Below are 22100 nucleotides of genomic sequence, written 5' to 3' on the forward strand. Positions count from 1 at the left end.
GGATGTTCTCAGCCCTGTTCATTAGCCGGCCCAAGCTGGCCCTAGTTATTTCGCTGGTCCTAACGATCATGGGCGGCATCGGCTATTTGGTTCTGCCGGTCGCACAGTTCCCGGACATTACGCCACCGGTGGTCAGCGTGACGACCACCTATACCGGCGCCAACGCCGAAACCGTTGAAAACACCGTCGCCGCACCGATCGAGGCGCAGGTCAACGGTGTGGACGACATGATCTACATGACGTCGACCTCGGCAGATAACGGATCCTATTCGCTCAACGTCACATTCGAAGTGGGCACCGACCCGGACATCGCCTCAGTCAACGTGCAGAACCGCGTGGCTCAGGCCATGTCGTCCCTGCCTGCCGAAGTGACCTCATCTGGCGTGGTTACTCAAAAAGCATCCACCAACATGCTGTTGCTGGTGACGCTGACTTCGCCGAATGAGACTTATGACAGTGTCTTTCTGTCCAACTATGCTTCGATCAACCTGAAAGACGCGCTGGCGCGTGTTCAGGGTGTGGGTAAAGCCGACGTTCTAACCAATCTGGAATACGCCATGCGGATCTGGATGGACCCGGATCAGATGGCTGCTTTGTCCATCACACCCGGTGACGTGATCAATGCAATTCAGGAACAAAACGTCGAAGTTTCGGCCGGTTCCATCGGCGCTCCTCCGGTCCCGGAAGGGCAGACCTTTCAATACACGATCAAAACCAAGGGCCGCCTGACCTCGGCCGCAGAGTTCGGCGACATTGTCATCCGAACCGGGGATGCCGGTTCAATCGTACGGGTCAAGGACATCGCGCGGGTCGAGCTGGGTGCAGAATATTATGCGGCTTCGGGCTATTTCGACAGTGTCCCGGCCACGGTAATCGGCATTTATCAGGCCCCTGGCGCGAATGCGCTGGCCGTGTCGGACCGTGTCGAGGCCGAGCTTGAGCGATTGTCCCGAACCTTCCCGACGGATGTGGAATACGCCGTACCTTTCAACACCACAGACTTTGTCAAACAGTCGCTGAATGACGTGGTCTCGACCCTGATCCTGACCTTCATCCTTGTGATCTCGGTGGTGTTTGTCTTCCTTGGAAGCTGGCGCGCGACGATCATTCCGGCGGTTGCGATCCCCGTGTCGTTGATCGGGACATTCGCGTTCTTGCTGCTTTTCGGTATGTCGCTGAACACGATCTCTTTGTTCGCGCTGGTGCTGGCCATCGGGATCGTTGTGGATGACGCGATCGTTGTGGTCGAAAACGTCGAACGGATCATCGCCGACGAAGGGCTTCCACCGGCTGAGGCAACGCGCAAGGCGATGGGGCAGATCACCGGTCCGGTTATAGCAACCACGTTGGTTCTGTTGGCGGTGTTCGTACCAGTCACCTTTATGCCCGGCATCTCGGGACGGCTTTATTCGCAGTTCGCTGTGACAATCTCGACCGCTGTGGTGATCTCGTCAATCAACGCGTTGACACTGTCTCCTGCGTTGTGCGGTCTGGTGTTGCAAGCACGGTCCGGCCCGCCAAAAGGGTTGTTGGCGGTGTTCGAAAACTTCATCGGTAGCGTTCGCAGTGGCTATGTCGCCATCGTACGCAAATTGCTGATCCTGCCGATCATCGGTCTGGGCATCATCGTAGCGCTGGCCATGGGCACAGGCACGATCATGTCCAACACTTCGAGTGGTTTCCTTCCGCTGGAAGACAACGGATATCTGTTCGTGGATGTGCAACTGCCAGACGCCGCAACGTTGGAACGGACCGAAACGGTCACTGCACGTGTCGACGCACAGATCCAACAGATCCCCGGCGTCGCAAGCACAGTTCTGATCAACGGGTTCTCGATCCTGAACGGCACAACGACAAACGGCGCCGCGATCTTTGTGAACCTCGACAACTGGGATGAACGAAAAGAAGATGATCTGAGCGCTGATGCGATCCTGCAGAAAGTTCTGGCGATTGCCTATGGTGAAACTGCCGCATCGATAATCGCGTTCAACCCCCCCCCCATTCAGGGTCTGGGCAACTCGGCAGGTGTGGAGATGGAGGTGCAGCAGACCGGAGGCGGTACGCCTCAGGACTTGGCGTCTGCAGTCGGCTCTTTCGTCTATTCGGCCAACCAACGACCGGAAATCGGGCAGGCCTACACCACATTCCGGGCCAACGTTCCTCAGTTGTTCGTGGATCTGGATCGAGAAAAGGCCAAGACGCTGCAAGTCTCGGTGGCTGAGGTGTTCCAGACGATGCAGGCGCAGTTGGGGTCCTACTATGTGAACGACTTCAACCTGTTCGGGCGCGTGTATCGCGTGATGATTCAGGCCGACGGTTCTTATCGCGATAATGTCGACGATATCTCGAACCTGTATGTGCGCTCGACCAAGGGTGAGATGGTGCCTCTGGGTACGCTCATTGATGTCGAAAACGTACTGGGTCCGGTCCTGCTGAAACGTCACAACCTGTTCCGTTCGGCGACAGTAACGGCGGTTCCGGCGCCTGGGTTATCCACTGGTGACGCGATCACTGTCATGACCGAGGAATCCACGACTGCCCTTCCCCCGGGCTATGCCTTTGAATGGACCGGGACCGCGCAGCAGCAATTGGCGACCGGTGGTCTGGTTGTGATCATCCTCGGTCTGGCGATCCTGTTCGGATACCTATTCCTTGTGGGGCAATACGAGAGTTGGACCTTGCCTGTGTCGATCCTGCTATCGGTGATCGTCGCCTTGTTCGGGGCGGTGGCGGCCGTGGCTATCGTGGGCAGCGACATCAACCTCTATACGCAGATCGGGATGATCATGCTTGTGGGGTTGGCCTCGAAGAACGGCATTCTGATCGTTGAATTCGCGATGGAACAACGCGCCAAAGGGTTGTCGGTCAAAGACGCCGCAGCCGAGGCCGCCTTTCAGCGTTTCCGCGCGGTGATGATGACCGCCCTGTCCTTCCTGCTGGGAGTTGTGCCGCTTCTGGCGGCCAGCGGCGCGGGTGCCGCCAGCCAGAAAGCCATCGGTGTCGCCGTGTTCGGCGGGATGCTGGCAGCTACTCTGGTCGGCGTGATCCTAGTGCCGGTCCTATACGCCCTGCTGCAGGGGATGCGGGAATGGATCAAGGGAACCAAAGATGATCCGGGCCCATCAGAAGAGGCCGCGTGATCCAAAACAACAGCCCCGCCAAACTGGCGGGGCTTTTTACCTTTTTGGTCAGGCGTTCACTGCGACGGGTTTGGTTTTGCTATCCATCCAGCCTTGAATACCAGTGATCTGCTCGGCACTTAACCGCAGACCCATCTTGTTTCTGCGCCAGACAACATCTTCGGCCGTGCACGCATATTCCTTATCCATCAGCCACGCCAGTTCCCGCGCGGTTAGCGTTGCACCGAAGTCATCGCCCAGATCCGATACGGACTTGGCGTCGCCCAAAATTGTCTTGACCTCAGTGCCATAAGCGCGAACCAGACGTTGCGCCCAGACACGGTCCAGAAACGGGTAGTCGGCCAACAGTGCCTCGACCAAATCCGGTACGCCACCAACTGGAAAATCGCCGCCCGGAAGCGAAACGCCCGCAGTCCAAGGGCCGGGAAGATCGGGGAAATGCTCGGACACTTTGTCCATCGCACTCTCGGCGAGGCGCCGATAGGTGGTGATCTTGCCACCAAAGACATTCAGCACTGGCGCCCCACCCTGCGCGTCAACTTTCAGCGTATAATCCCGCGTCGCCGCAGTGGCGCTGCTGGCCCCGTCGTCATACAACGGACGCACACCAGAATAGGTCCACACGATGTCATCGCGCGTAACCGGTTTTTGGAAGTACTTCGAGGCAAACGCGCACAGATAGTCCTGCTCGGTCTCCGTACAGATCGGGAGCTCTGCCGGGTCTGGATGATCCTGGTCCGTTGTGCCGATCAGCGTAAAATCGCGCTCATACGGAATGGAGAAAATGATGCGCCCGTCTTCACCCTGAAAGAAATAGCATTTGTCGTGATCATAAAGCTTGGGCGTCACAATATGGCTGCCGCGTACAAGGCGCACGCCTTCGCGAGAGTCAACGTGGATCTTGTTCTGGATGATGTCCCCAACCCAAGGTCCACCTGCGTTGATTAGCATTTTAGCCTGCACCGTCTGCGTGTCGCCGCTCTGCTTATCGCGGATGGTAATTTCCCACAGATCATCGACGCGTTTGGCCGCCAGAACTTCGGTCCGTACCAGGATATTCGCCCCGCGTGCCTCGGCATCGCGGGCATTCAGCACAACCAACCGTGAATCCTCGATCCAGCAATCGGAATACTCGTAGGCTGTGTGAAACTTGTTCTGCAACGGCCCGCCTTCCGGCGCGCTTTGCAGATCCAGTGAGCTTGTCCCCGGCAGGATTTTGCGCCCCCCCAGATGGTCATACATAAACAGACCCAGACGGATCAGCCACGCCGGGCGCCGTCCCTTCATCCAAGGCATTACTGTGCTGAGAAGTCGCGAGGTCGGCGTTTCCGAATCGAACCGCATATCCTTGTGATACGGCAATACAAACCGCATCGGCCAGCTGATATGCGGCATCGCCCGCAGTAGTGTTTCACGCTCGATCAACGCCTCGCGCACCAGACGGAATTCGAAATACTCCAGATACCGCAGGCCGCCATGAAACAGCTTTGTCGAGGCCGAAGACGTCGCCGAAGCAAGATCGTTCATCTCGGCCAATGTCACGGACAATCCGCGCCCGGCCGCATCGCGCGCTATTCCGCACCCGTTAATCCCACCACCAATGATGAAAAGGTCCGTGACCTTGTCCGTGTGCCGTTCCATGTCCGGATGATTCTCTTTGTTTGAAAAACCGGGGTCATTAACCCGATGAACGCGCGTTTCGTCAATGTTTACTTTCGTTTTTTTTCGCTTTATCACCACAAATCGAAGTGTTTCAAAAGTGTGGCCAAACAGATCTCTTGGAAACCCTTCGAAACTAGAACAAAAACGAACCCACACCGTTTCGGAGCCGATCATGTCCCTTTCCTTTCGTCAGTCAGACATTCTGAACATCGCCAGAAAGGATGGCCGTGTGATGGTGGATGACCTGGCCGCTCAGTTCGGGGTCACGGTTCAGACTATACGCCGCGACTTGTCTGAGCTGGCGGATCTGGGGAAGCTGGACCGGGTTCATGGCGGGGCCGTAATTCGCTCGGGCGTTTCCAATATTGGCTATGAGGATCGCCGCGCCCTGAACGATGAGGCCAAAGCGCGTATTGCGTCGGCCTGCGCCCGAGACATCCCGGACGGCGCGTCGGTTTTCATGAACATCGGTACTTCGACCGAGGCGGTTGCGCGCCAATTGGTGAACCACAAGAACCTGATGGTCGTCACCAACAACATGAATGTCGCCAATATATTGGCGGAGAACGCCGATTGCGAAATCGTCGTCGCGGGTGGTGTCCTGCGCAGATCGGATGGCGGGCTGGTCGGCAATCTGACGGTCTCAACCATCCGGCACTTCAAATTCGATTATGCGGTTATCGGCTGCTCGGCACTTGATGCCGATGGCGACCTATTGGATTTTGATTTTCAAGAGGTCCAAGTGAGCCAGACGATCCTGGCCCAGACACGGCGCCCCTTTCTTGTGGCCGATCATTCAAAATTCCAGCGTGCAGCGCCCGCGCGTATCACCTCGTTGGCTGAGATCGACACGTTCTACACCGATCGGCCTCTGACGGACCGCCTAAGCAAGAGGTGTCAGGCGTGGAAGACCGACCTTCGCGTGTGCCAATAACCCCCCTAAGTAGTTCTCCTAAAAGGTGAACTTGGTAAGAGTTTTCTTGCCAGACCTCCCTGCGCCTGACAGTATCGCCGCATTGCGGTCGTTGCACGGAAGGGGAGAACCGGGCCATGATAGCGCTTTTATTTGCGTTACTTACAGCCACCATGGGGCTGAATTATTTTCGACAAACAACGGCAGCCAATGCGCTGTTTTTCTTCACGCTGGCGTTGAGTGTGTACTGGCTGAAATTTCACGCCACTAGCCAACTGACAATCCAGTTGTAGGGGGGCGATGATGACACCAGAACTGTCCCGAACCCTGAACGCCATCGGCATGCTGGCCGTCAGCCTTGTGCTGCTTTTGGCCTTTGTTTACCAACTGGCGCTTTACGAGCTGCCCTGTCCACTTTGCCTGCTGCAACGCGTTGGCTTTGTCGCCGTGGGCGTTGGGCTGGGCTTGAACCTGCTATACGGCGCGCGGCCGCGGCACTATGCGTTGATGTTAATCGCAGCGCTTTATGGCGGCAGCGTATCGGTGCGCCAGATCCTACTGCATATCGTTCCCGGCACGGGTCATTACGGCTCGCCCGTGTTGGGGTTGCACTACTACACTTGGGCCGCCATTTGCTTTTTCCTGATCCTGTTGGGCACCGCGGTTATGCTGCTGTTTGATCGCCAATACGCTGACGAAACTTCGGATCAGCCGCGCTTTGGTGGAAGCACCTTGGCCAAGGTGGCCTTCTTCATCATGCTTGGTCTGGCTGTTCTGAATGCCGGTTCTGCGCTGCTTGAATGTGGCCCCGGCATTTGCGCCGACCCGCCAACCAGCTACAAATTGATTGACGAACTGGGCACCAACAACTGAGGATGGGGAAACCTTCCCGAACGGAGGCACGAAGATGGGGTTACTTGGGCAGCCGCTTGGCTATTACGACTACCTGACATTTGTTGCGTTGATTTTGCTGCTGGCCGCCGTCATGGCGCTGTTTCTATTCGTGATGGGACTACCGGGCCGCATCGCAATTAAACGCAATCACCCTCATGCCGAAGCGATTAAGATCATGGGCTGGATGGGATTTCTCGCCATCGTGCCTTGGGTTCATGCTTTCATCTGGGCGTTCCACGATGGAACCGTGGTAGATATCCGCCGTATGCCCGATGATGAGCGTGAGGCGGTTCGCAAAGAAATCAAGCGTTTGGGTGGTGAGTTGACGGAAGAATACCGCGACCCGCTGGATCCGGAAGAAACACAAAAGAGCTAACGCCAAAGGAAACTACAAAATATGTTTGTCGCCCTCGGCATTACGCTTTTCTATATCATTTTTGTCTGGCTTATTTTCTTCAAGTTTCAGTGGCTGAAGTTCAGCATCACGTGGGGCATCGTATCCTTCTGGGTCGGTGCACACCTGCTGTTGATCTTTCTGGTCGCCCTGCGGTTTTTCCAGCCGTTCTCCATCGACAGCCACGTGGTCCGTTCCACGATCCAGATCGTGCCCCGTTTGACGGAGCCAACGATCCTGACCGAGGTGCTGGTTGAACCCAATACCGAGGTCAAGAAGGGCGATCCGCTGTACCGGTTTGATGACACCGTGTTCGCGCTGGAGGTTGAAGGAGCCACAGCGCAGCTGGTTGCGGCCGAGCAAAACGCCAAGATCCTTGAACAGGACGTCATTGCCGCAGGGGAAGCCATTGAGCGTGCCAACGCGCAACTTGCCTACGCACAGACGCAGCAAGCCCGATACGAAAACCTCGTACCCGCAGGTGGTGCGCGGCAGGACGAGCTAGATCGCTGGAACGAACAGGTGACCGAAGATCAGGCGCAGGTCAAAGAGGCCACGGCAAATCTGGAAAAGGCTCAGCTTGCGCTCGATTCCCAGATTGACGGCGTAAACACCGGCATCCTTCAGGCACAGGTGCAATTAGACAAGGCCCAGTATTTTCTGGATAACACCACGATTTACGCCCCCGAAGACGGCATGATCGTGTCCCAACAGGCCCGTCCGGGTCTGGTCGTCGGCGATATCCGCCTGGGCGCCATTGCCAGCTTTGTCACCAAGGATAACCCTTACATTCTTGCAACCTACCGTCAGCAGAACCTGAAATTTGTCGAAGTCGGCCAACCCGTTGAAGTCGCCCTTGATCTGTATCCGGGTGAAATTTTGACTGGTAAAGTCGAAGCGATCTGGTGGGCAACCCGTCAAGGGCAATACTTGCCGTCAGGCCGCCTGCCCGGCTTTGAGCTACCGAAATTACCCGGTCGCATCGCGGTCCAGATCTCAGTCGATATCCCGGACGGGCACACCTTCCCTGCCGGTGGTCACGCGGCCGTGGCGATTTATACCGGTCAGGGCAAGAGCTTTGAGTTTCTGCGCCGGATCAACATTCGTCTCTATTCCTTCGCCAACTTCATTCGACCATTGGATATCTAAGGACGCATATGATGACCCGGGCCAGATTATACCGCCAACTGATGGGCACGGCCCTTTGCGCCGCGCTGCTGGTCGGCTGCGCACCAGTTGGCCCGGATTTCGTGCGCCCGAACTCACCGGTCGTCAAACAATGGATCGAGGTCAACACCCCAAGCACTGGTCAAAGCGGCCTGACCTCGCGCAGTGCGCCTGTGGTGAGATGGTGGGAGACGTTCAACGACCCCACCCTCAATAAACTGATCGCCGAAGCCTATGCACAGAACCTGGACCTGCAGGTTGCCGGTGCTCGCGTTCTGCAGGCACGCGCGCAGTTGGGCATTGCGTTTGGCGAGCTGTATCCGCAATCACAGGCCATCGGTGCATCCATTGAACGCCGTCAGGTCAGCGACAACCTCGGGCCGATATCCGATATCCGCCGGATCATTCCGTTGGACACCGAGTTTTCGACCTCGCAAGTCGGGTTTGATGCCCAATGGGAGCTGGACGTGTGGGGCCAGCAACGTCGTGGCGTTCAGGCCGCGCGATCCAATCTGGCGCTGCAAGTGGCCAACTATGACGACGCGCTTGTCACCCTGACCGGCGATGTTGCAGCGCTTTATGTCAACATTCGTGCCTTGCAGGAGTCGCTGGCCGTGGCGCGCGACAACATCCAGTTGCAACAGGAATCTGCTGATCTGACCCAATTGCGGTTTGACAATGGCGTAACAACCGAGCTGGACGTGCAGGAATCCACGGCCCTGTTGAACAATACCAAGGCCTTGGTGCCAGAGATTGAGAGTGATCTTCAACAGGCCAAGAATGCATTGGCCGTGCTGCTGGGAACGACCCCTTCCCGCATGACCAGCCTACTGGGCAATTCCGGGCGGATACCCGCTGCGCGTACAAATGTGTCCGTTGGCGTTCCCGCCGAGCTTCTGCGCCGCCGTCCAGACGTTCGCGCAGCCGAGTTGGCAGCGGCCACGCAATCGGCGCAGGTCGGGATCGCTTTGGCCGACCTTTATCCGCAATTCATCCTGTCAGGTGCAATTGGCCTGCAGGCCTCGGGCGGGCAGGACTTGTTTTCAGCAGGCAGCAACACCGGGCTCGCGAATGCCGGAGTAGTCTGGAACGTGCTCAACTATGGCCGGATCAAAAACAACGTCCGCGCGCAGGACGCGGCCTATCAGGCGTTGATTGCCAATTACCAGAACACCGTCCTGACCGCCTATTCCGAGGTTGAAAGCGCGATGGTTGCCTATGCCCAGTCACGCAAGCAAGTTGGCTTTTATGAAAAAAGCGTCGCGGCGTCGCGCAAAGCGGCTGATATCGCCATCGACCAGTACCGGGACGGTATCGCAAGCTATTCGCGTATCCTGAACACCCAAACAGCCCTACTGCGGTCTCAGGCTAATTTGATTCAGGCCCGCCAGCAGGTTTCCAGCAATCTGGTTGCGGTTTACAAGGGATTGGGAGGCGGCTGGCAGATCCGGCAGAACCAAGAATTCCTGCCAGAAACCGTTCTGGCCGAAATGGCATATCGCACGGATTGGGGCGATCTGCTGGAGAAAACCCCGACCCGCGCCAGTCTGAACTGAGTGTTACTTCGTCAGCCCGCGCAAACCGCCTGAAATCAGGATGTTCACTTCGTACAGAATACGTGGTGCTGCCAGACCACCGGGGCTGGCGAGGTAATTCGGGCTCCATTCTGGATCGAACTTCTGCTTGAAGGATCGCAGCCCTTCGAAGTGATAGAACTGCTCGCCGTGCTCATATACGAACCCGCCGACGCGGTTCCAGAAAGACGCAAGTTGCCGGTTCTCAATCCCCGAAAACGGTGCCGCCCCCAGCGAGAACCAATGGAACCCCTGCTCTGCCCCCCAGGTCATCATCTCGGCAAACAAGGCGTCCATGATAAAGTTTGACCCGTCCGGCTCATACCGCATCAGGTCCAACGACAATTCGGACTTGTTCCCGCCTTGGAAGAGGTTGGCGAAGGCGACGATCTTTCCCGTATCTGCCTTCTTCAGCACCGCGAAATCGAAATAGGACAAGTATTCATCGTCAAACCCGCCCAAGGCAAAGCCCTTCTCCTCGCCCGCCTTATGCTCCAGCCAATCGTCTGAAATCTTGCGCAGTTCGGGCAACACAGGGCCCACTTTGTCCTTCGGTAGGATCTCGAACACATACCCTTCGCGTTCGGCCCGATTCTTGGCCTGACGGAACCGCTTTCGCGATTTACCGTCCAGCGAGAAATCTTTCAACGGCACGCGCGCGACCTCTCCGATCTTCAGAATGGACAGGCCCAGATCCAGAAACGTCGGCAGGTACTTAGTTGATACGCTGTAGAAGGCGCAGAGCTTGCCCTCGCGGTCGGCCATTTCGCGCAGTTGCCAGATCAATTGCTTTCCGGCGGTTTCATCCCCGACCGGTTCCCCCTTGGTGATCAGCGCATTGCCCGTGTCGGCATATGCCAGAAATGCGTCATCGTCCGGTGAAATCAGGAATTGCTTGTCGCCGGTCAGTGAAATCTGCGACTCGGTGTCTTCGCTCTCCATGACCAGACGTTCAACAACCTCGGGGATCTCTGTCCGGACCGGTTCCGGAACCTCGCGCCCGAACAAAGAATTCACGGCCACCACGCCAAGAATAACCGCCACCACAAGACTGGATCGCAAAAAGCGTGAGGCGTCACCGTTCCACGCGAACTCCCACCACAAGGCGTTCTGATATTCGACATGCGAATAGGAAAACAGCCCGACCCAAAAGACGACCAAAAGCAAGGCGACCACGCTGACCAGCCACGGGATGTTCAGGCGGAATATCGATGCCCCGCTGACGCGGTAAAACGCCCCGCGAAACGTGGCCAGTAAGGCGATAGTGCCCAACATGCTGATCGCTTCGTGCGTATCGAGACCCTTGGTCAGCGATGCGACGAACCCGGCAACCATCAGCAGCATGGCCACTATCCATGCGCGGTACAGCTTGCGGAACAGGCCGCGTGAAACAAGGATCAGTAGAACTCCGACAGCGCTTCCGGCAAGATGCGAAGCTTCAACGAAGGACAAAGGCAGAAAGTCCCGCAATGCGCTAAGCTTCTCGCTGCCTGCAGGCAACGCCCCGGACACCAGCAGAATGACACCCGCCACAGCTGCGACACCGGCCGCGACCATCGGCACAATCGGACGGATCACGCGGTAAACCCACGTGGCGGCTCCGCTGATGTGATGTCGGTTCGTCAGGGCCGAAGCCACCGCGATGGACAGCGTCGCGATGGCGAACGGCAAGAAGGTATAAATCAACCGGTACAGCAAAAGGGCGGCGATCACATCAGACCGACCCGAGGCCCCTAGCCCGGCGATTAAAGTTGCCTCAAACGCGCCGATCCCGCCCGGAGCATGGCTGAGAATTCCGACCGCGATCGCGCCAATGTAAACGGTGAAGAAGAACGGAAACCCGACCCCCAGATCATCCGGCATCAACACGTACAGCGTCATTGACGCCCCAAACAGGTCACCCACAGCCGCCAGCGTCAACAATCCAGGCAACTTGCCGCCCGGCAAATTGAAGCCCAAACCACCGGTGGCCAGTCTGCGTCCGCCCTTGGAGAGCCAAATGAACAGCGTTGCGAAACCCACAAGCAGGCACAGCCCTAGCACGGTTTCCACCGTGTCACTTATTGGTAGAACTTTGGACACGCCATCCGGATGAAAGGTTAGCAACCCACCCAGAAGCAGAATGAAACCTGACCAGAACGCGATCCAAGATGTGGCAATCACCCCCGCAACCCGACCCAGATCAAGGCCCAGGGACGCATAGATCCGATACCGGATCGCCGTGCCAGTAATGTAAGAAAACCCAAGGCAATTCGACACGGCATAACCACAGGCGCCAGCCATGCCTGCGACAGGCAAAGGAACCTCGCCATCTGCCACACTTTGCACGGCAAACACATCGTAAAGTGAGAGAGATAAAAAGCTGACAGCCGTCCAGCACAGGGCGAAAAACATCAGTTTCCACGATGTATTCGCGACGTCGGTTTTTACATCAGCCCATTTGACGTGCGAAGACAGCTCGTGCAGGACGGTCAGGGCAATAAGCGTGACCAGAATCGGTATCGCGATCCGGACAAGGGGCTTTTCAAGAAACCCCGAAACCCGTTCGGCCAGGCGTACAGCCCAGAGTTCTTCGACATTTTCATGAGTTGCCATGCTTTGTCCCTGCTCTCAGGCTCGATCACACTCTGCACGATCGAAACGCGCAAGCCGACTTTTGCACATTTTCGTTCAGGCTCAAAGCACTACGGGGGTCACAACCGACCTTTGCGGGTGGACAGCAGCAGGTTGGTCTCGGACTTAGTGATCCCCTCCATACGGCGAATCTGGAACAGCACCTCGTCCAGCTCGGCCAGTGTTTCGGTCCAGATTTCGGCGATCAGATCCCAGCTTCCGTTTGTGGAGTGAACAGCACGCACCTGACGCATGGCGGCAATTCGGGCCATCGTGCGCTCGGTTCCGCGGCCTTCGATTTCCAGCATCATCAAGCCGCGCACCGGGCTTTGCGCCACGTCCTGACGGGTGAGTACCGTGAACCCAACAATTTCACCGGACTGTTTGAGGCGCTGCAGGCGGCTGCGAACCGTAGTGCGCGTAACACCCAGCGTTTCGGCGAGTTCGGACAGGGACGCCCGTGCATCCCGGTGCAAGGCGCTGAGCAGCCTGCTATCCAAATCGTCCATGACTGCTTCTCATTTCGTTTATCCGAATGCCATTTTGAACATTTTGCTGTCTTTTCGCAAGCCATCACGAGGGTCTAGATAGTCATATGGATACGCAAAATGTAATATTGGTTGGCGCACCAATGGACGCAGGTAAGCGTCGTCAGGGGTGCCGCATGGGCCCGGACGCCTACCGGGTGGCCGGTCTGGAACAAGCTCTGACTGACCTCGGGCACCAAGTGTCGGATATCGGAAATGTCAACGCCGATCCGTCAGATGTACCGGAGCATCCACACCTTGTCGCGCTGCCCGAGTGCATCGGCTGGACCAGCGCCCTGAGCCGCGCCGCACAGGAAACCGCGCCGAACGGACTGCCGATTTTTATGGGCGGCGATCACGCTTTGTCCATGGGCACAGTTGCCGGGATGGCAACACATGCAGACAGGATGGGTCGCCCCCTGTTCGTGCTTTGGCTGGACGCGCACAGCGACTTTCATACACCTGACAGCACCGGCAGCGGCAACCTGCACGGCACACCGGTTGCCTATTTCACCGGGCAACCCGGGTTTGACGCATTCCCTCCGCTGGCTGCACCGATTCCAACGGATCGAGTAGGCATGATTGGTTTGCGTTCCGTGGATCCGGCTGAACGTGCACGATTGGAACAGGATCAGGCCATGCTGGCAGACATGCGCAGCATTGATGAGCACGGCATCAAGGCACCTTTGATCGCGTTCCTCGACCGAGTACGCGCAGCAAACGGTATCCTGCACGTCTCGCTGGACGTCGACTTTCTGGACCCTTCAATTGCGCCCGCCGTTGGCACCACTGTTCCTGGCGGCGCGACCGAACGCGAAGCCCATCTGGCGATGGAACTGCTGCACGAAAGCGGCCTCGTCTGCTCGCTGGATTTGGTCGAACTGAACCCGTTCCTGGATGAACGTGGACGAACCGCAAAACTGATGGTCGATCTGGCCGCGTCCCTGTTGGGCCGCCGCATCTTCGACCGCCCGACCCGGAGTTTCTGATGAATACCCTTCAATCTCCTTCCGCTGTTGTCATGGTTCGACCGCATGAGTTTGTGTCGAACCCAGAGACTCGCCATGACAATGCGTTTCAGACACTGGCACATCGGTCCGCCGAAGCGACTTCAGCAGCCGCGCGCGATGAACATGATCGTGCAGTCGAACAACTGCGCGATGCAGGCGTCACAGTTCATGTATTTGATGATCACGGCCAACAAAACACGCCGGACAGTGTCTTTCCCAACAACTGGTTCTCGACGCATCCCGGCGGACACATTGCAATCTATCCGATGTTTGTTCCGTCGCGTCGACGCGAACGCCGCACAGATGTTATCGAGTTGTTGAAACAGGAATACCGCGTTCAGGACGTGATCGATTATTCGGGGCTGGAACAGGACGATCTCGCACTGGAAGGTACCGGAGCAATGGTTCTCGATCACGTCGGCCGCATCGCTTACACGGTCAAGTCAAACCGCGCTGATCCCGTTTTGTTGGAGCGGTTCTGCACGAACTTCAACTACGAACCCATCGCGTTCGAAGCTAGGGACGACGCAGGCCGAGACGTTTATCACACCAATGTCCTGATGGGAATCGGCACACATTACGCACTGATCTGCCTCGACATGATAATCGATGCCGAACGCCGCGCGACCGTGCAGGCGCGATTGGAAGAATCCGGTCGCACCGTCATCGATCTGTCCCATGACCAGATCGCAAACTTTGCTGGAAACACCATCGAGCTTAGTGGTCGTGATGGGCTCGTGCTAGCTCTTTCCAGCCGCGCCAAAGATGCGCTGACGCGCCAACAGACCGACATTATCGAAGACAGCGCCACTCTGCTGCCGTTGTCGGTTCCAACCATTGAAACAGCCGGAGGATCAGTACGTTGCATGATCGCCGGTATCCACCTTTCCCGCCGATAGGAGACCATGATGCAACCTTCTGACAAGGCGCTTGTGCCCTTTGTATCCGTCGACAACATGATGCGGCTGGTGCACCATATCGGGCTTGAAAAGATGATCACTCAGATCGCGGCTCAGATTGAATCCGACTTCAAACGCTGGGAGAGCTTTGACAAGACCCCTCGCATTCCGGCGCATTCTCCCCATGGCGTAATCGAACTGATGCCAACCTCGGATGGTGAGGCCTATGGATTTAAATACGTCAACGGGCACCCCAAGAACACGTCCGAGGGCCTGCAGACCGTGACAGCCTTTGGCCTTCTGGCCGACGTCTATACCGGCTACCCTACGCTTTTGACCGAGATGACGATGCTAACCGCCCTCCGCACGGCGGCAACCTCGGCCCTTGTCGGCAGTTACCTGGCGCCCAAGTCATCGCGTGTTATGGCGATGATTGGGAATGGCGCTCAGTCCGAGTTCCAATGCCTGGCGTTCAAGGCCATGTGCGGGATCGACACTGTGCGCCTTTACGATACCGATCACGCGGCCACCGAAAAATGCGCGGCAAACCTCAAGAATTCCGGGCTGACGGTCGTGCTTTGCAAAACACCCGAGGACGCCATCGAAGGCGCTCAGATCATCACGACCTGCACCGCAGATAAGAAAAACGCAACGATCCTGACCGACAACATGGTCGGACCGGGCGTCCACATCAATGCAATTGGCGGTGATTGCCCCGGCAAGACCGAACTACACCGCGATATTCTGCTGCGCTCGGACATCTTCGTCGAATACCCGGAACAAACACGCATCGAGGGCGAGATTCAGGCCTTGGCCGAGGATCACCCAGTGACCGAATTGTGGCAGGTCATGGCCGGTCAGGCCAAGGGTCGACGCGACGACCGGCAGATCACTCTTTTTGATAGCGTTGGCTTCGCGATCGAGGATTTCTCGGCCTTGTGCTACGTCCAGTCTGCCATCAAAGGCACTGATTTCTTTGAACCTTTGGACATGTTGGCAGATCCGGATGATCCGCGGGATCTGTATGGAATGCTGATGCGGGCGAGCTGAAGAACCCGCACTTCACGTCGACTGGCCCCCGGTTCACCACCGGGGGCTTTTTCTACCCGGCCAATGACGGCAGGTAGAGTACGATACCGGGAAACGCCACGAGCAGCGCGATCGTTACGCCGTCGGCGATGAAGAACGGCGTAACGCCTTTGAACACGTCCTGAACGCTCAGATCCGGGCGCACCCCGGCAACGACGAAACAATTCAGGCCAATAGGAGGCGTGATCAGGCAAAACTCGGCCATTTTCACCACCAGAATACCAAACCAGATCGCACACATCGGACCTGACATGCCAAAGGCGCTTTCTGCTGCGCTGACAGTCTCACCCCCGTTCAGGGCCATTACCGCCGGGTAAACCACTGGCAGCGTCAGCAACAGCATCCCAATGGCGTCCATGAACATGCCCAAGACCGCATAGGCGAGCAGGATACAGATCAGAATCAGCATCGGCGACATTTCCAACGAAGTGATCCAGTCCGAAAACGCGCCCGGAAGATCGGCAAACCCCAGAAACCGTACGTAGATCAGCACCCCCCAGATGATTGTGAAGATCATCGCGGTTAGTTTGGCAGTTTCCAGCAGCGCCGACTTCAGTTCGGGCCACCGCATTCCGTGGAAAAGGGCGAAACAGAAGACGATGAAGGCACCGATTGCTCCGCCTTCGGTTGGAGTGCCCCAAGCCTTTTCTCCAAACGGGTTATAGACAAAGCAAATGATGATCAGGATTACAGCGACAATCGGAAACGCGCCCGGCAGCGACGCAAAACGCTGCTTCCAGGTGAAACCTGTTACCGGTGGACCAACGTTTTTGAATACAACCGCGATGCCGACGATAAGCAGACCGTACACAACGGCCGAAAATGCACCGGGGATAAACCCGGCAAGCAGCAGTTTGCCCACATCCTGTTCCACGATGATCGCATAGATCACAAGGATCGCGGATGGCGGGATAAGGGATGCAAGTGTACCGCCCGCTGCGACCACTCCGGCTGCGAATTGCTTGTTGTAACCGACTTTCAGCATCTCGGGGATAGCGATCCGGGCGAACACAGCCGAGGTCGCCACCGACGCGCCAGAAACGGCCGCGAACCCGGCTGTGGCGAACACAGTCGAAACCGCGAGCCCTCCGGGCACCCACGCAACCCAACGTTTAGCGGCCTCGAACAACGCGCGCGTCAGCCCTGCGTAATAGGCCAGATAACCGATCAAGATAAAGGTGGGGATCAGGCTGAGTGTATGGGCCGCAACCTTGGAATGGGGCACCTGCCCCGCCGTCTTGACCGCGACGGTTAGTGCTTTGCCGAAGCGATCAGGATCGTATCCAAACTTGGCCCAGAAAATCCAAACCAACCCGACCAGCCCCGCAAGAGCCGCCGCGAAGGCCACGCGCATTCCGGTCACAACCAGAACCAGCAGGCCACCCGTGACCCACAGGCCAATCTCTATCGAGTCCATGCGCTAGTCCTGCCCTTCGAATTGTTCGGCTTCGGCAGCGGCCTGAGCAGCCGCATCCTGTATCAGTGGAACGGCTACGGGGCTTTCGGCCCCTACGATCAGCGCGCGACCATATCCCCAAACCTGAAGCAGCAGCCGTAGGCAAAGCACCGAGAACGCCACAGGTGCCAGCAGTTTGGCCGGCCAAAGCGGGATACCGATGTCGATTGAACTGTCCCGGCTCCACATCGGCGCGCCAAAGTCGAACGAGCGGTCAAAATGGGACCAACTGCCCCAGACCAAGGCCAGCATCAGCACCAGGATCAGAAGAACCGAAATAAGCTCGAACAGCCACAGCGCCCGGCCGTGCAGGCGTGAGATGACAATGTCCATCCGTATATGACCGCCATCGCGCTGAACATATGAAATGCCCAGAAAAGCAATCAGCGGCATCGCCTGTTCGATCCAGTCGACATATCCCGGCAAAGGTGCGTTAATCGCATTGCGTCCGCTGACCGAGACCACCGCCAGAACCATAAGACTGAACACGGCAAGGCCGCTGATCAGAGCCAGAAACCGCTCTAACCTCAACAACTTACGGTCCAAAGAACTCAGGAGGCTGTTGTCTTCAAGCACCGTGGCCTGTCCTGCCATTGCGGTGTTCCCCTGTATTTTTATTGGTGTCCGGATGCCCCGATGGGCATCCGGATTATGTGCTTAGTTACCGCTGCGTTGCTGTTCCAGCGTGGACTGGACCAGATCATACAGGTCCTGCGCAGGAATACCCTGAGCGGACATATCCTCAATCCACTGTGCCCGGATGGGATCAGCAGCTTTGGTGCGGAACTCTGCGATTACCGCATCATCGATCTGTACCTTTGCGACGCCCTTTTCGTCCAAAACACTGTCCCACTGATCCAGCAGCGATCCATAATTGGCCAGATAGTGATCAATCGCTTCGTCGATCGAACTGTCCAGTGCCTCGCGATGCTCAGCTGGCAGTGCCTCATAGGCATCGATATTGACCACAACCGGGCAATTCACAGTGCCGGGGTTCAGGTTGGCCGTCCACCAATCCGCTTCGTTGATCGTGCCAAAAGACAGGTGCGCGTGCTGAGCAAAGGCAACCGTGTCAACGACACCGGACTCCATTGCGTTAAAGGCCTCGGTTGCAGGAACCGAAGTCGGCACACCACCTACCGCCTCGAATGCCTTGCCCAGACCACCTGTGGCGCGGACACGCATGCCTTCGAACTCGGCAAGTTCGTCACGCGGGTCGCCGGTTCCGACGATGTTGTACTGCGGCATGGGCGAGGTCATGATGATACGCGCATTCCACTGCGCCATCTCATCCTTAACGGCAGGGTGATCGTAGACCGCGTGGCTGACGGCAACTTCCTCATCCAGATTGTTCACGCCCAGGAACGGCAGTTCCAGAACGGTGATCGCGCGGTTTTTGTCGCGATGATATCCGGCACAGAACTGAGCCATCTCAAACGCACCAATTTCGATTCCATCCAGATTTTCGCGCGGCTTAGACAGGCCACCATAGCTGACATTGATGGTGAAATCGCCGTTTGTCTTTTCGCTGACCAATTCAGACAGTTTCTCAACATGCTCGGTGAACGCACGACGTTTGCCCCAGACCGAAGCATTCCATTCAGTTGCGGCTGCCTCGGACACGAACGCAACACACAAGGCGGCCACAGCAGAGCCGCTCAAAATCTTTTTCATACTGATTTCTCCCTTTGCTGCACCCCCTTACCGAGGCGCTTGCGATCAAAGCTAGCGCCAACATCGGAATGTGCCAACCCCCGGTCAGCATTCATGGCCAGCAAGGAATGGCACCGTTGAGCGCTAACAACCGAAAGGTGAGTCTCAGATGCAATTTAGTTGTAATCCGGTGGCTTATTTCCCCACAAATTTTCATTACATCCAAGGCTATGTAAAAAAACTACTATTCCCAATGACGGTCTCTTTCTTTACAAAATCACTCCGAGTCAAAAAAATAATTTACAAACTAATCGTGATAAATCGGTAATTTATTTCCTTGTTTTCAGCTCTCCGTATTATTGCGCATAAGGAGGAAACAGATCGACATCGCCAGTTCAGCAGGCAAAATCGGTCTGATTCAATATGATCCAGAGGGAGGAGCCTCAGAATGACAACCGCTGCCCAGGCAGAAGCCAATACCTTTCCGCCGTCCGCCGAAACCGTGGCCCGCACGCATGTTAACGCTGAAAAATACACTGAGATGTATGCGGCTTCGATCAACGATCCCGTCGCGTTCTGGGACAAACAAGGCAAGCGGATCGACTGGATCAAGCCCTACACACAAGTCAAAGATGTAAACTATGATTTCGGCTCGGTCGGAATCAACTGGTACACAGACGGCACGCTGAACGTTTCGGCCAACTGCCTGGACCGCCATCTGAAAACCCGCGGCGATCAGACGGCGATCATCTGGGAGCCGGATGATCCAAAAGACGAAGCGCAGCACATCACCTATGCTGAGTTGCACCGCCGGACCTGCCGGATGGCAAACATTCTGGAATCGCTGGGCGTGCGTAAGGGCGACCGCGTCGTGATCTATATGCCGATGATCCCCGAGGCCGCTTATGCCATGCTGGCCTGCGCGCGCATTGGCGCGATCCATTCGATCGTCTTTGCAGGCTTCTCACCAGACGCTTTGGCGGCGCGCGTCAATGGCTGCGACGCAAAGGTTGTCATCACCGCCGACGAGGCCCCGCGAGGCGGCCGCAAGACTGCGCTGAAATCCAATGCGGATGCTGCTCTTCTGCATTGCAAAGACACAGTGAAATGCCTGGTGGTCAAGCGCACCGGTGGTCAGACCACATGGATCGACGGCCGCGACTATGATTACAACGAAATGGCGCTCGAGGCCGATGACTACTGCGCCCCTGCTGAGATGAGCGCCGAAGACCCGCTGTTCATCCTCTACACCTCCGGCTCGACCGGACAACCCAAGGGTGTGGTACATACCACTGGCGGCTATCTGGTTTTCGCATCGCTGACCCATGAGATCACTTTCGACTACCACGAGGGCGATGTGTATTGGTGCACTGCTGACGTGGGCTGGGTTACAGGCCACAGCTATATCGTCTACGGCCCGCTGGCCAACGGCGCAACTACACTGATGTTCGAAGGCGTTCCGACCTACCCCGACGCAGGCCGTTTCTGGGAGGTATGCGCCAAGCACAAGGTCAACCAGTTCTACACCGCACCAACCGCGATCCGCGCGTTGATGGGGCAAGGCAACGAGTGGGTCGAGAAGCATGATCTGAGCGACCTCAAACTACTGGGCACCGTGGGCGAACCGATCAACCCCGAAGCCTGGAACTGGTACAATGAGGTAGTCGGCAAAGGCAATTGCCCCATCGTGGATACATGGTGGCAGACCGAGACCGGTGGTCATCTGATGACCCCCCTGCCCGGCGCTCACGCGATGAAGCCGGGCGCTGCGATGAAACCATTCTTCGGCATTCAGCCGGTCGTGCTGGACCCGCAATCAGGCATCGAGATCAACGGCAACGGCGTCGAAGGTGTTCTGTGTATCAAGGACAGCTGGCCCGGCCAAATGCGCACCGTCTGGGGTGATCATGAACGGTTCGAAAAGACCTATTTCTCGGACTACAAAGGTTACTACTTCACCGGTGACGGCTGCCGTCGTGACGAGGATGGTGATTACTGGATCACCGGTCGCGTTGACGATGTGATCAACGTCTCGGGCCACCGTATGGGGACCGCCGAAGTTGAAAGCGCGCTTGTAGCGCATGCCGCCGTGGCCGAGGCCGCCGTGGTCGGATATCCCCATGAGATCAAAGGGCAAGGCATCTACTGCTATGTCACTCTGATGAATGACCGCGAGCCGTCGGATGAGCTGCTGAAAGAGCTGCGAACATGGGTCCGTACAGAAATCGGTCCGATTGCATCACCTGACGTGATCCAGTGGGCCCCTGGTCTGCCCAAAACCCGCTCGGGTAAGATCATGCGCCGTATCCTGCGCAAGATCGCCGAGAACGACTTTGGCGCATTGGGCGACACTTCGACATTGGCTGATCCGTCGGTGGTCGAAGACCTGATCGAAAACCGTGCGAACAGGTGAGGATGTGATGGACGCTGCCACGATCACCACACCCGCTGTTCTGATCCTTCTCGGCCCTCCGGGTGCCGGGAAGGGAACACAGGCCCGTATGCTCGAGGATAAGTTCGGGTTGGTTCAGCTCAGCACCGGCGACCTGCTGCGCGCCGCTGTCGCAGCGGAAACCGATGCTGGCAAAGCCGCAAAGGCGGTGATGGAAGCTGGTGATCTGGTCAGCGACGACATCGTCATTGCCATCCTTCGTGATCGCCTAGCTGAACCGGATTGCGCCAAGGGGGTCATTCTGGACGGCTTTCCACGCACCACGGTTCAGGCCGAGGCGCTGGACGGTTTGCTGTCGGAAACCGGGCAGAAGATCAACGCCGCCATCAGCCTTGATGTCGAAGATGGCGAAATGGTGATCCGTATCTCAGGCCGATACACCTGTGCCGGATGTGGCGAAGGGTTCCATGACACGTTCAAGATCCCTGCCATTAAAGGCAAATGCGACAAATGCGGCAGCACGGAATTCAAGCGCCGCGCTGATGATAATGCCGAAACCGTCGCTTCACGTCTGGCGGCCTATCATGCGCAAACCGCGCCGCTGATTACCTATTACCAAGACCACGGTGTTCTGGAAGGTCTGAACGCCATGGGCAATATCGACGACATCGCAGGCAATCTGGAAAGGATCGTCAGCGATGCGATGAACTAAGGGAA

Annotated in this window: 18 protein-coding genes; 12 read left to right on the forward strand and 6 right to left on the reverse strand. The window is 57.1% G+C overall.

Going from position 1 to position 22100, the window contains the following annotated elements; translation table 11 throughout:
- The first annotated feature begins 2 nt into the window (after window positions 1-2).
- Entirely contained in the window at window positions 3-3140 is a 3138-nt protein-coding gene (locus AC2FLJ_RS02245; protein ID WP_496704345.1) for an efflux RND transporter permease subunit, read from the forward strand.
- A 48-nt stretch (window positions 3141-3188) separates the two neighbouring features.
- Here the strand turns inward: AC2FLJ_RS02245 and glpD are convergent, their stop codons facing one another.
- Complete coding sequence (gene glpD, locus AC2FLJ_RS02250; RefSeq protein WP_496704346.1) at window positions 3189-4781, reverse strand: glycerol-3-phosphate dehydrogenase; 1593 nt, start codon at window positions 4779-4781, stop codon at window positions 3189-3191.
- A 193-nt stretch (window positions 4782-4974) separates the two neighbouring features.
- Between glpD and AC2FLJ_RS02255 the strand changes: the two genes are divergently transcribed.
- From AC2FLJ_RS02255 to AC2FLJ_RS02280, 6 genes are all read left to right on the forward strand, one after another.
- Window positions 4975-5736 carry a DeoR/GlpR family DNA-binding transcription regulator gene (locus AC2FLJ_RS02255; RefSeq protein ID WP_496704347.1) on the forward strand — a complete coding sequence of 254 codons (762 nt, stop codon included), beginning with the start codon at window positions 4975-4977 and terminating at the stop codon, window positions 5734-5736.
- 116 nt (window positions 5737-5852) lie between these two features.
- On the forward strand, window positions 5853-6008 hold the full coding sequence (locus AC2FLJ_RS02260) for a DUF5993 family protein (RefSeq protein WP_199528470.1): 156 nt from the start codon (window positions 5853-5855) through the stop codon (window positions 6006-6008).
- 10 nt (window positions 6009-6018) lie between these two features.
- Window positions 6019-6588 carry a disulfide bond formation protein B gene (locus AC2FLJ_RS02265; RefSeq protein ID WP_496704348.1) on the forward strand — a complete coding sequence of 190 codons (570 nt, stop codon included), beginning with the start codon at window positions 6019-6021 and terminating at the stop codon, window positions 6586-6588.
- Between the two features lie 34 nt (window positions 6589-6622).
- Window positions 6623-6985, forward strand: coding sequence for a DUF3302 domain-containing protein (locus tag AC2FLJ_RS02270; RefSeq protein WP_113788976.1), 363 nt, complete (start codon window positions 6623-6625; stop codon window positions 6983-6985).
- Between the two features lie 21 nt (window positions 6986-7006).
- Window positions 7007-8152 carry an HlyD family secretion protein gene (locus AC2FLJ_RS02275; protein ID WP_496704349.1) on the forward strand — a complete coding sequence of 382 codons (1146 nt, stop codon included), beginning with the start codon at window positions 7007-7009 and terminating at the stop codon, window positions 8150-8152.
- Window positions 8153-8163: 11 nt separating this feature from the next.
- Window positions 8164-9726: an efflux transporter outer membrane subunit gene (locus AC2FLJ_RS02280; protein ID WP_496704350.1), complete on the forward strand. Its 1563-nt coding sequence runs from the start codon at window positions 8164-8166 to the stop codon at window positions 9724-9726.
- A 3-nt stretch (window positions 9727-9729) separates the two neighbouring features.
- On the opposite strand, the gene mprF is transcribed toward AC2FLJ_RS02280, so the two are convergent.
- Together mprF and AC2FLJ_RS02290 are read right to left on the reverse strand one after the other, a co-directional pair.
- Window positions 9730-12339 carry a bifunctional lysylphosphatidylglycerol flippase/synthetase MprF gene (mprF, locus tag AC2FLJ_RS02285; RefSeq protein WP_496704351.1) on the reverse strand — a complete coding sequence of 870 codons (2610 nt, stop codon included), beginning with the start codon at window positions 12337-12339 and terminating at the stop codon, window positions 9730-9732.
- 98 nt (window positions 12340-12437) lie between these two features.
- Complete coding sequence (locus tag AC2FLJ_RS02290) at window positions 12438-12866, reverse strand: Lrp/AsnC family transcriptional regulator (RefSeq protein ID WP_058277712.1); 429 nt, start codon at window positions 12864-12866, stop codon at window positions 12438-12440.
- Between the two features lie 86 nt (window positions 12867-12952).
- Here AC2FLJ_RS02290 and rocF point away from each other — a divergent pair, with 86 nt between their 5' ends.
- Genes rocF through ocd form a run of 3 tightly spaced genes read left to right on the forward strand, consistent with a single transcriptional unit; the run spans window position 12953 to window position 15843 of the window.
- Window positions 12953-13873: an arginase gene (gene rocF / locus AC2FLJ_RS02295; protein WP_282151016.1), complete on the forward strand. Its 921-nt coding sequence runs from the start codon at window positions 12953-12955 to the stop codon at window positions 13871-13873.
- The gene (gene ctlX / locus AC2FLJ_RS02300) at window positions 13873-14793 is read left to right on the forward strand and encodes a citrulline utilization hydrolase CtlX (RefSeq protein ID WP_496695167.1); all 921 of its coding nucleotides are present in this window, start codon (window positions 13873-13875) and stop codon (window positions 14791-14793) included. Before rocF ends, ctlX begins: the two co-directional genes overlap by 1 nt.
- A gap of 6 nt (window positions 14794-14799) precedes the next feature.
- On the forward strand, window positions 14800-15843 hold the full coding sequence (gene ocd, locus AC2FLJ_RS02305; RefSeq protein ID WP_496695165.1) for an ornithine cyclodeaminase: 1044 nt from the start codon (window positions 14800-14802) through the stop codon (window positions 15841-15843).
- Between the two features lie 52 nt (window positions 15844-15895).
- Here the strand turns inward: ocd and AC2FLJ_RS02310 are convergent, their stop codons facing one another.
- From AC2FLJ_RS02310 to dctP, 3 genes are all read right to left on the reverse strand, one after another.
- A complete protein-coding gene (locus AC2FLJ_RS02310; protein WP_058273820.1) occupies window positions 15896-17299 on the reverse strand; it encodes a TRAP transporter large permease in 1404 nt (467 codons plus the stop codon).
- A gap of 3 nt (window positions 17300-17302) precedes the next feature.
- The gene (locus AC2FLJ_RS02315) at window positions 17303-17932 is read right to left on the reverse strand and encodes a TRAP transporter small permease (protein WP_058273821.1); all 630 of its coding nucleotides are present in this window, start codon (window positions 17930-17932) and stop codon (window positions 17303-17305) included.
- A 63-nt stretch (window positions 17933-17995) separates the two neighbouring features.
- Complete coding sequence (gene dctP / locus AC2FLJ_RS02320) at window positions 17996-19012, reverse strand: TRAP transporter substrate-binding protein DctP (RefSeq protein ID WP_058273822.1); 1017 nt, start codon at window positions 19010-19012, stop codon at window positions 17996-17998.
- Between the two features lie 427 nt (window positions 19013-19439).
- Between dctP and acs the strand changes: the two genes are divergently transcribed.
- Both acs and AC2FLJ_RS02330 read left to right on the forward strand, forming a co-directional pair.
- A complete protein-coding gene (gene acs, locus AC2FLJ_RS02325) occupies window positions 19440-21404 on the forward strand; it encodes an acetate--CoA ligase (protein ID WP_496704352.1) in 1965 nt (654 codons plus the stop codon).
- A gap of 7 nt (window positions 21405-21411) precedes the next feature.
- A complete protein-coding gene (locus AC2FLJ_RS02330) occupies window positions 21412-22095 on the forward strand; it encodes an adenylate kinase (RefSeq protein WP_496704353.1) in 684 nt (227 codons plus the stop codon).
- The last annotated feature ends 5 nt before the right edge of the window (window positions 22096-22100 follow it).

It is taken from the genome of Ruegeria sp. CDSA034 (assembly GCF_059612275.1).